1 pseudogene is annotated in these 503 nt (G+C 74.4%); it reads left to right on the top strand.

The annotated features are described in order from the left end of the window. A pseudogene (locus tag JHD63_RS22815) lies at nucleotides 1-503 on the top strand (glycosyl transferase); the annotation flags it as partial.

Genomic DNA, 503 nt, shown 5'->3' with positions numbered 1-503 from the left:
CCGCGCTGCCCTGGCGCTGGGAAGGCGTGCTGCACGAGTACCTGAACGCCGGGCAGCCGGTGGCGCAGCCGCGCGTGCCGGGCTTCTGGATCGACGTCACGCCCGAGGGCGCGCGCTCGCGGGACCCGAAGAAGTTCGAGAAGGACGCGGCCGTGCTGGCCGCGGCACTGCAGGACGAGCCCCACAACAGCCGCTACGTGTTCTACCTGGCCCAGAGCTACCGCGACTGCGGCCAGTGGGCGCTGGCGCGCCAGTACTACGCGCAGCGCAGCACCATGGGCGGCTGGGACGAGGAGGTCTGGTACGCCGCCTACGAAGTGGCGCGCCTGGGCGAACGCCTGGGCGAAGACCCGGCGCAGGTGCAGGGCGCCTACCTGCGCGCCTACGAGCTGCGCCCGCAGCGCGCCGAGTCGCTGACCGCGCTGGCCACGTACTGCCGCGGCCGCAGCGAGTGGCACCGCGCCTACCTGTTCGCCAGCGCCGCCGCCGCCCTGCCGCTGCCG

The organism is Xylophilus sp. ASV27 (assembly GCF_016428875.1).
Lineage (GTDB): Bacteria > Pseudomonadota > Gammaproteobacteria > Burkholderiales > Burkholderiaceae_C > Xylophilus.
Note: the sequence above shows the minus strand (reverse complement) of the source record. Positions and strands in the feature narration are given on the sequence as shown.